Annotated in this window: 8 protein-coding genes; 2 read left to right on the forward strand and 6 right to left on the reverse strand. The window is 70.6% G+C overall.

Features of this window, described 5'->3' with window-relative positions; all coding sequences use genetic code 11:
• Positions 1–198: 198 nt before the first annotated feature.
• Positions 199–912: an LPXTG cell wall anchor domain-containing protein gene (locus tag O2L52_RS20230; RefSeq protein WP_270117799.1), complete on the reverse strand. Its 714-nt coding sequence runs from the start codon at positions 910–912 to the stop codon at positions 199–201.
• 399 nt (positions 913–1,311) lie between these two features.
• On the opposite strand from O2L52_RS20230, the gene O2L52_RS20235 reads away from it, so the two are divergent.
• On the forward strand, positions 1,312–3,564 hold the full coding sequence (locus O2L52_RS20235; RefSeq protein ID WP_270117801.1) for a glycosyl hydrolase family 95 catalytic domain-containing protein: 2,253 nt from the start codon (positions 1,312–1,314) through the stop codon (positions 3,562–3,564).
• Positions 3,565–3,629: 65 nt separating this feature from the next.
• Here O2L52_RS20235 and O2L52_RS20240 read toward each other — a convergent pair whose 3' ends face one another.
• The 5 genes from O2L52_RS20240 to O2L52_RS20260 all read right to left on the reverse strand — a co-directional run bounded on the left by O2L52_RS20240 (position 3,630) and on the right by O2L52_RS20260 (position 6,688).
• Positions 3,630–4,130 carry a hypothetical protein gene (locus tag O2L52_RS20240; RefSeq protein WP_270117803.1) on the reverse strand — a complete coding sequence of 167 codons (501 nt, stop codon included), beginning with the start codon at positions 4,128–4,130 and terminating at the stop codon, positions 3,630–3,632.
• 42 nt (positions 4,131–4,172) lie between these two features.
• The gene (locus O2L52_RS20245) at positions 4,173–4,586 is read right to left on the reverse strand and encodes a hypothetical protein (protein ID WP_270117806.1); all 414 of its coding nucleotides are present in this window, start codon (positions 4,584–4,586) and stop codon (positions 4,173–4,175) included.
• A gap of 59 nt (positions 4,587–4,645) precedes the next feature.
• Complete coding sequence (locus O2L52_RS20250; protein ID WP_270117807.1) at positions 4,646–5,023, reverse strand: hypothetical protein; 378 nt, start codon at positions 5,021–5,023, stop codon at positions 4,646–4,648.
• Between the two features lie 74 nt (positions 5,024–5,097).
• On the reverse strand, positions 5,098–5,475 hold the full coding sequence (locus O2L52_RS20255) for a hypothetical protein (RefSeq protein WP_270117809.1): 378 nt from the start codon (positions 5,473–5,475) through the stop codon (positions 5,098–5,100).
• Positions 5,476–5,680: 205 nt separating this feature from the next.
• Positions 5,681–6,688: a hypothetical protein gene (locus O2L52_RS20260; protein WP_270117810.1), complete on the reverse strand. Its 1,008-nt coding sequence runs from the start codon at positions 6,686–6,688 to the stop codon at positions 5,681–5,683.
• A gap of 352 nt (positions 6,689–7,040) precedes the next feature.
• On the opposite strand from O2L52_RS20260, the gene glnII reads away from it, so the two are divergent.
• Positions 7,041–8,060: a glutamine synthetase GlnII gene (gene glnII / locus O2L52_RS20265; protein WP_270117811.1), complete on the forward strand. Its 1,020-nt coding sequence runs from the start codon at positions 7,041–7,043 to the stop codon at positions 8,058–8,060.
• Positions 8,061–8,161: the final 101 nt, after the last annotated feature.

Genomic DNA, 8,161 nt, shown 5'->3' on the forward strand with positions numbered 1-8,161 from the left:
TGACCTGCGCAGACGGGGCAAACCGGGGCGGGCATGGCGACGCCCCCGCGACAGCTCACGCGGGGGCGTCGTCAAGGGCTGTGTCGGTTCGGGCTGTGGGGGCCCGGACCGTCGTGACCCGTTGGCGGCCTTACCGGTCGCGCGCCTGCCGTCGGTCCTCGAACGGTCGGAGCGCGGCCGGTGGGGCCGCCGGTCGGACTACCAGTCCTGGGCTTCGCGACGGCGGCGCATGAACATGAACAGCGCGGCGCCGCCCGCGGCGAGCGCCGCGGCCGAGACGAGGGCGATCGTCAGCGGGGCGCCGGTGGTCGGCAGGTTGGCGCCGCCCGGAGTGGTCGACTCCTCGCCGGGGGTGCCGCTCGCGCCGGGGCTCGAGCTCTCCTCACCCGGGGACGAGGGCTCCTCGCCGGGAGAGGACGACTCCTCGCCGGGGGTCGTCTCCTCCTCGCCCGGCTCGCCGGGGCAGGCGTGCGTGAGGTTGAAGAACGCGTCGTCGTCGGGGCCCTCGACCTCGGCTTCGGCGCCGGTCAGGGTCCAGCCGGCGGGCGTGATGATGTACGCCTTGTTGTCGCCCGAGCCGTCGACGATCCCGCCGTCGGTGTCGGTGCTGAGGACCCACTCGTCCCCGTCCCCGTCCTCGAAGGTCGCGGTCACCGAGATGAAGTTGCCTTCGACTCCGGCCGAAGCGGGGAGCACGAAGACCCAGCCGTCCTCGGTCGCCGCGCGGTCTGCGGGGAGGTTTGCGCAGGAGTATTCGAAGTCGCCAGCGGTCGTGGGCACGTTGCCGTCGTTGATGAAGATCGTCTCGACCGCGGCCTGCGCGGCCGAGGCGATGGCGAGCGAGCCGACGAGGCCCGCCGCCGCGGTGAGGCCGAAACGACCGGCCTGCTTGAAGGATTGCTTGAGTTCCACTCGGGGATGCTCCGTTTTCCGTCTGCCAGAGGAAACGAATGTGCCGGATTCGCGATGGGCACTGCCTCCACGCGCATGGGGCGGGTGGGGTTGCAGCGCGATCCGATAACAGAGGAACCGCCGGTCGGGGCCGGGACGCGGCTGGCCACGTCCCACACGACCACCGCAACGGTGCGCAAGCGCCGGCGCCCCCGCAGCGCTCGCGCGAGGGCACTGCCGGACTCGGCGCCGCGGAGACATGGGCTCTATGAAGATCTGGCCTTCACGTGCCGCGCGACGCCAACGCGGCGAAGGCATCCCGCCACGCGGCCAACCCGGGCAGGTGTGCGTCAGGTCGACCGGAGGGCCGCGCGACCGCCTTCGGACAGCCCCAACCCTATATCCTATAGGATCGAGGGCATGGCTGCAGCACTGAAGCTCACGTACGACTCCGCTCCCGGCGCCTGGCACGAGGGCCTTCCCATCGGGGAGGGCCGCATCGGCGCGATGCTGTGGGGCCCCCGCATCGAACTCAACGAGGACGGCTTCTGGGCGGGCGACGGCTCCTGGACCGTCCCCGAAGGCGCCGCGGGCCTTGCGGCCCAAGCCGCCGAAGCGGTGCGGCGCGGCGACTACTTCGCCGCCGACCAGCTCGCGTCCGGCATGACCGGCAGGGAGCCCGACGCCTACCAGCCCGCCGGCGCCTTCGTCGTGACCCACTCCGACGACACCGAAGGCGAGCGGCGCGAACTCGACCTGCGCGACGGCGTCGCGACGGTGACGCGCGGCCGCGTCGCCCACCAGGCCTTCGCCTCCGCCGCCTACCAGGTCATCGCCCTGCGGTGGACCGCCGAGGAGGCGTTCGACCTCGAACTGCGCTTCGAGTGGCCCCACGAAGGCGGCACCGCCGCCTCGAACCCGACCGCGTTCGACTTCACCGGCCACGCGCCGGTCAGCGTCCTCGGCGGCAAGCCCGACTACTCCACGACCGAAGGCGTGCGCCGCCTCGGTCTCAACGCCCAGGTGCGCAGCGACGGCGACGCCACCGAAACCGAAGGCGGCCACCGCATCAGCGGCGCCCGCAGCATCGAGGTCTACGTCGCCCTGCAGTCCGACTTCGACGAGCAGGCCGCGCTCGGCACCGCCCGCGGCGAGGCCCTCCGGGCCGCCGAGACCGGCTGGTCCGCCGTCCTCGACGCCCACGTCGCCGCGCACCGCGAGCTCATGGACCGCGTCGGCCTCGACCTCAGTCCACAGGCCCCTGTGGAAAACGCGACGACCGCCGAGCGGCTGCACCGCCGCGCCGCGGGCGGCGACGACGAAGACCTCGCCGTGCTCGCCTTCCAGTTCGGCCGCTACCTCCTGATCGGCTCCTCGCGGCCCGGCACCCAGGCCGCGACCCTGCAGGGCATCTGGAACCACCACGTCACCCCGCCGTGGAACTGCGACTACACCACGAACATCAACGTGGAGATGAACTACTGGCCCGCCGAGACCTGCGGCCTCCCCGAGTTCCACGAGCCCCTGTTCGGGCTCGTCGGCGACCTCGCCCGCACCGGCGCCGAGACCGCCCGCGTCCTCTACGACGCCGACGGCTGGTGCTGCCACCACAACACCGACTACTGGCGCACCACCGTCCCGGTGCAGGGCCGCGCATGCTGGCAGAACTGGCCCATGGGCGGCGTCTGGCTCTCGATGCACCTCGCCGAGCGCTGGCGCTTCTCCCGCGACGAGGAGTTCCTTGCCGAGCACCTGCCGATCGCCCTGGGCGCGGCCCGCTTCGCGCTCGACCGCCTCTCCGAGGGCAAGGAGGGCACCCTCGTCACCAGCCCGGCCACCAGCCCCGAGAACGAGTTCGTGACCCCCCAGGGGAACTCGGCGGTCGACGAGTCCACCGGGATGGACGCGACGCTCGTGCGCGAGCTCTTCGCGTTCATCCTCGAAGCCGCCGACGTGGTCACCGAGACGCTCCACGGCGACGATCTCAAACTCGTCGAGGGCATCAAGGCGGCCGTGCCGCGACTGGCCGGACCGAAGATCGGCGCCGACGGGCGCCTCCTCGAATGGGCCGAAGAGCGCGAAGAGGCCGAGCCGAACCACCGGCACGTCTCGCACCTGTACGGCGTCTTCCCCGGCGACTCCTTCGCGGACTCCCCCGAACTGCTCGACGCCGCAAGGAAGAGCCTCGAAGCGCGCGGCGACGCGGGCACCGGATGGTCCCTGGCGTGGAAGACCGCGCTGTGGGCGCGCCTGCGCGACGGCGACCGCGCGCATCGCCTCCTCGGCGAGTTCCTCACGCCCGTGGGCTTCCGCGGCGACGGCGCCGAGTACGCGGACGGCGGGGTCTACGCCTCGCTGCTGTGCGCGCACCCGCCGTTCCAGATCGACGGGAACTTCGGCACGACCGCAGCCGTCGCCGAGATGCTCGTCCAGTCGCACCGCACCGAGGGCGGGGCCCCGGTGATCGAACTGCTGCCCGCGCTCCCGAGCGCCTGGCCCGAAGGCGAGGTCCGCGGCCTGCGGGCCCGCGGCGGCGTCACCGTGGAGCGGCTCGCCTGGAGCGGCGGCGAGGTGACCGAGGTGACGCTGGCGGCCGCGTGCGACACCAAGGTGCTGGTCCGCGGCGAGCCGGTCCGCCTGCGCCGCGGCCAGAGCTGGACCGTGAAGTACTAAGGGACGCAAGGGAGCGGCCGGAGCCATGAGGCTCCGGCCGCTTGGGTATGAAAGCGGACCGCCGATCAGCAGTCGAACGTCTCCATCGTCTGTCCGACGGCGAGGCCGCAGACCGACCAGTGGAACGCACCTGTGGCGTCCGCGTTGACCAGTGCGATCCCGCTGGGACCCACCGGTTCGCTCGGGCCCTGGATCGAGTTGTCGCACTCGACGGCCTCGGCCGAGGCCGCCATCGCGTTGCCGCAGACCTGCCACTTGGCGAAGTTCCGCAGATCTGCGTTGACCAGGGTCGGCATGCCTCCGAAGTCCCCGGAGGCCTCCGGCAGCGAATACCCGTAGTCTTCCGCGTCGTGCGCGGTGTCGGCGCCGAGCAGCGTCGCGCAGGCCGTGTCCACGAGCGGACCGGTCTCGTCGGTCTCGCACAGAACGGGCAGCATCGAATCGTGTTCGGTCTCCACCGTGGCGATCGTCAGCCAGTCGGGAGTCGAGGCCGAAGCGACTTCTCCCGAGAGGGCCGCCGCGGCGGCAGCGGCGGCCGAGACCGCGGCCATGGTGGTGTTGCCCATTGTTCTCTACCTTTTCCCGACCTGGCCCGAGTGTGACGCGGCCTAGTAGTCGCCCTGGTCGTGGCCCTTGTCGTAGTCGTGCTCGTCCTCGGAGATGTGGTCGGCGTTGTCGCAGACCTGGCCGAAGGACTGGGTGAGCACGTTCTGGCCGCAGATCTGCCAGTGCAGGGCGCTCGACAGGTCGGCGTTGACGCCGGACACGTCGCCGGCCCAGACGCCGGACTGCGGGCCGTCCTCGCCGATGTGGTCGCGGTTGTCGCAGACCTGGCCGTAGGACTGGGCCAGGATGTTCTGGCCGCAGATCTGCCAGTGGGCCAGCGACGACGCGTCGAGGTTGACGAGGCTGACGTCACCCGCGGCGACGCCGGAGTTCTGGGCCATCGCGGGCGAGGCGGCGGCACCGAGGACGGCGACACCAGCCGCCGCGAAGGCGGCGGTTGCGGTGAGCTTGCGCATTGCGTGAGTTCCTTTCGAGTGCGGAAGGGCGGACCCGTCGGACCCGCCCCGGGATCGACCTACTGCGCCGTGTTGGGCATGTGGTCGTAGTTGAGGCACTGCTGGCCGAGCGACGGCGAGACGCCGATGTTCTGGCCGCAGATCTGCCAGTGGGCGGCGTCCGAGATGTCCAGGTTGGCCAGGGACGTGTCGCCGGCCCAGACGCCGGACTGCGGGCCCTCGCCGATGTGGTCGCGGTTGTCGCAGACCTGGCCGAACGACTGGGCCAGGATGTTCTGGCCGCAGATCTGCCAGTGGGCGGCGCTGGACGCGTCGATGTTCAGCAGGCTGGTGTCGCCGGCGGTGACGCCGGAGTTCTCGGCCATGCCCGGCGTGGCGACGGCGCCGATGGCGGCGACACCCGCAGCGGCGGCGAGGACGTAGGTGGACTTGCGCATTGGACTTCCCCCGTATCGTTGGATTTCGAAATCGCCGGGGCGGGCTCGCGCCCGCCCCGGCAGAGCTGGTGCTGCTACTGGGCCTCGTCCGACAGGTGGTCGTAGTTGAGGCACTGCTGGTCGAGCGACGGCGAGACGGCGATGTTCTGGCCGCAGATCTGCCAGTGCAGCGCGCTCGAGACGTCGCCGTTGATGAGCGAGGTGTCGCCGGCGTCCACGCCGGACTGCGGGCCGTCGCCGATGTGGTCGCGGTTGTCGCAGACCTGGCCGAACGACTGGGTCAGGACGTTCTGGCCGCAGATCTGCCAGTGGGCCAGGCTCGAGGCGTCCAGGTTCACCAGGGAGACGTCCCCGGCGGTGACCCCGGAGTTGTTGCCACCGGCCATGGCGGGAGCGGCGGAGAGAGCGGCGGCGCCGGCGGCGACGGCGGCAACAGTGAGAACCTTGCGCATGAGTTGCGTTTTCCTTCTGGGTTGTGCGCCGGGAATTCCCGGGCGACTTCGGATTCGGCTTTCCGCCCTGTTCGGAGCGGTGGTGCAACTGACTTCCGCGCGTCGGCGCACCGGAGGGCGTGGGATGTGAGACCCCATGCACTGCAACCGGAGGGAGATTTTGAAGGCGGCCTTCAAGTTCCCCGCGCACCGACGCGCGGAGGCCCTAGTCTGGGGCGACGGACAGCTCGGCGGCGCGGTCCAGCGGCCGCCCCAATTCCCCGATCACCGTGCGGGAGAGTGACACCTCTTCCCCCGCGGTTGACGGGAAGGCGCAGACAGCGGTGTGACCGCTGTCGACGCTGACACCTGCGGTCGAGCCTTTGGCTCCACCGGGGATGACCTTCAGGTCAGGCAGTCCGGGGCCGTCGTACAGCCACGGCCTGGCCGAGGTGCGCGGCACGCCGCGCACGTCCTCGACAGTGGATCGTTCCGTCCCCCGCTCGTATTCGGCGGAGCACTCGGCGGCGGCGGCCGGCCGGCCGCTGTTCGCTCCGTGGAGCGACGCCGCCACCTCGTTGGAGGCCATCGCCGAAAGCATGGTGAAGCTCGGTTGTCCTGCGGCACCGACGGGGACGCTCCCGGGCGTCGTCCCGTCGCCGAGGCGCAGGCCATCGGTCACCAGTCGCGCCAGTGCATCGACCGGATCGGTCGAGGGCGCGACAGTCTCGTAGACACCGGGCACCGCGGAGGCCGGGCCGTCCGCAATGGAGGCCGTTCCCTTCACCAGGTTTCCTACCAGCGGTACCACTACTTCGGCGGTGCGATCTCCGACGGACTCGTCATCCAAGTCGAGTAGGCCAGGCACGGCATCGCCCTGCAACGCAGTGCGCACGGCCCCGTCCGTCTCGTCCACCAGGGAGACCACAGGCTCGTCAAGGCCCGACACCAGCCCCGAGACCTCCCCCTGCCCCGCCGTTGTCCGATGTCCCAGCTGGTTCTGCGGGATCAGTCGCGCGGCCAGGCGCGACATGTCGGACACCTCTGCGGAGAGGGGGTCGGTCATCGCGGCAAGGCCCTGCGATGCTGCGGAATCGTCTGATGCCCAAGCGGATGCGGCCAACGCGAAGGCCCCCAAGAGCAGGGACCCGAATGCGGTGAGCGCGGCGCCGAGGAGGAATCGGAGCACGCTGAAGCGGCGAGTGACCTCGCTGCCTCCGGCGATGCGTCCCATCGTCTCCCCCGTCGTCCTGTACCTGAGCGCGAGCGGTCTCGCCGCTCGCAACTGTTAGAACGAAACGGGACTGAGAGGGGATACGGGGTGAACCAGATTTTATCGCCGAAAATAGGGTGAGTCGGACTCATAGCGCCTGGTCGCGCGTACGCCCGAAAGCGGGGCGAGACGGACGCACAGCGCGTCTCTGCTCACGCACAGCAGCGGTTAACAGACTGTTTACAAGACTTCAACGAACGAGAAATTGCCCTTTGGGAGCGTGGCAGCACAGCTTCACGGCTCGGGGCTCTGCTTTCACGGCGCGGTTCGGGCGAAGCTGGACCCGCGTCACCGTTTGAAGGGCTCCTACCTGATGGCTATCAAGGCCGAATACATCTGGATCGACGGCACCGAGCCGACGGCCAAGCTGCGTTCCAAGACCAAGATCCTCGACGAGGGCCAGGAGCCCCCGATCTGGGGCTTCGACGGCTCCAGCACCAACCAGGCCGAGGGCCACTCCTCCGACTGCGTGCTGCGCCCCGTCAAGGTCACCCCCGACCCCATCCGCGGCGGCGACTCGATCCTGGTCCTGTGCGAGGTCCTCGACACCGACTTCACCCCCCACCCCACCAACACCCGCGCGAAGACCGCCGAGCTCGCCGAGCAGTACGCGGGCCAGGAGTCCTGGTTCGGCATCGAGCAGGAGTACACCTTCATGGTGGGCTCGCGCCCGCTCGGCTTCCCCGAGAACGGCTTCCCGGCCCCCCAGGGCGGCTACTACTGCGGCGTCGGCGCCGACGAGATCTTCGGCCGCGAGATCGTCGAGAAGCACCTCGACAACTGCCTCGCCGCCGGCCTGCCGATCTCCGGCATCAACGCCGAGGTCATGCCCGGCCAGTGGGAGTTCCAGGTCGGCCCGGCCTCCGCGCTCGAGGTCTCCGACGCGCTGTGGCTGGCCCGCTGGCTGCTCTACCGCACCGCCGAGGAATGGAACGTCTCCGCGACGATCGACCCGAAGCCCGCCAAGGGCGACTGGAACGGCGCCGGCTGCCACACCAACTTCTCCACCAAGGCGATGCGCGAGGACTACGAGCCCATCATCGCCGCGTGCGAGGCCCTCGGCCAGGACGACAAGCCCGCCGAGCACATCGCCGTCTACGGCGACGGCATCGCGGACCGCCTCACCGGCGCCCACGAGACCGCCCACTTCACCCAGTTCTCCTACGGCGTCTCCAACCGCGGCGCCTCGATCCGCATCCCGTGGCAGGTCGAGAAGGACAAGAAGGGCTACCTCGAGGACCGTCGCCCCAACGCGAACATGGACCCCTACCTCGTCACCGGCAAGATCGTCGACACCGTCTGCTCCGCCCTGGAGAAGAAGGGCCTCGTCTAACCACGAGGGCTGATAGACCCAGAGGGGGGGGGGGGGGGCCCCCGGGCGGGCGGCCCGGGGGGGGGGGGGGCGGGGGGGGGGGGGGGGCGGGCCCCCGCCCC

It is taken from the genome of Glycomyces algeriensis, assembly GCF_027622855.1.
Classification (GTDB): Bacteria; Actinomycetota; Actinomycetes; order Mycobacteriales; family Micromonosporaceae; genus Glycomyces; species Glycomyces algeriensis.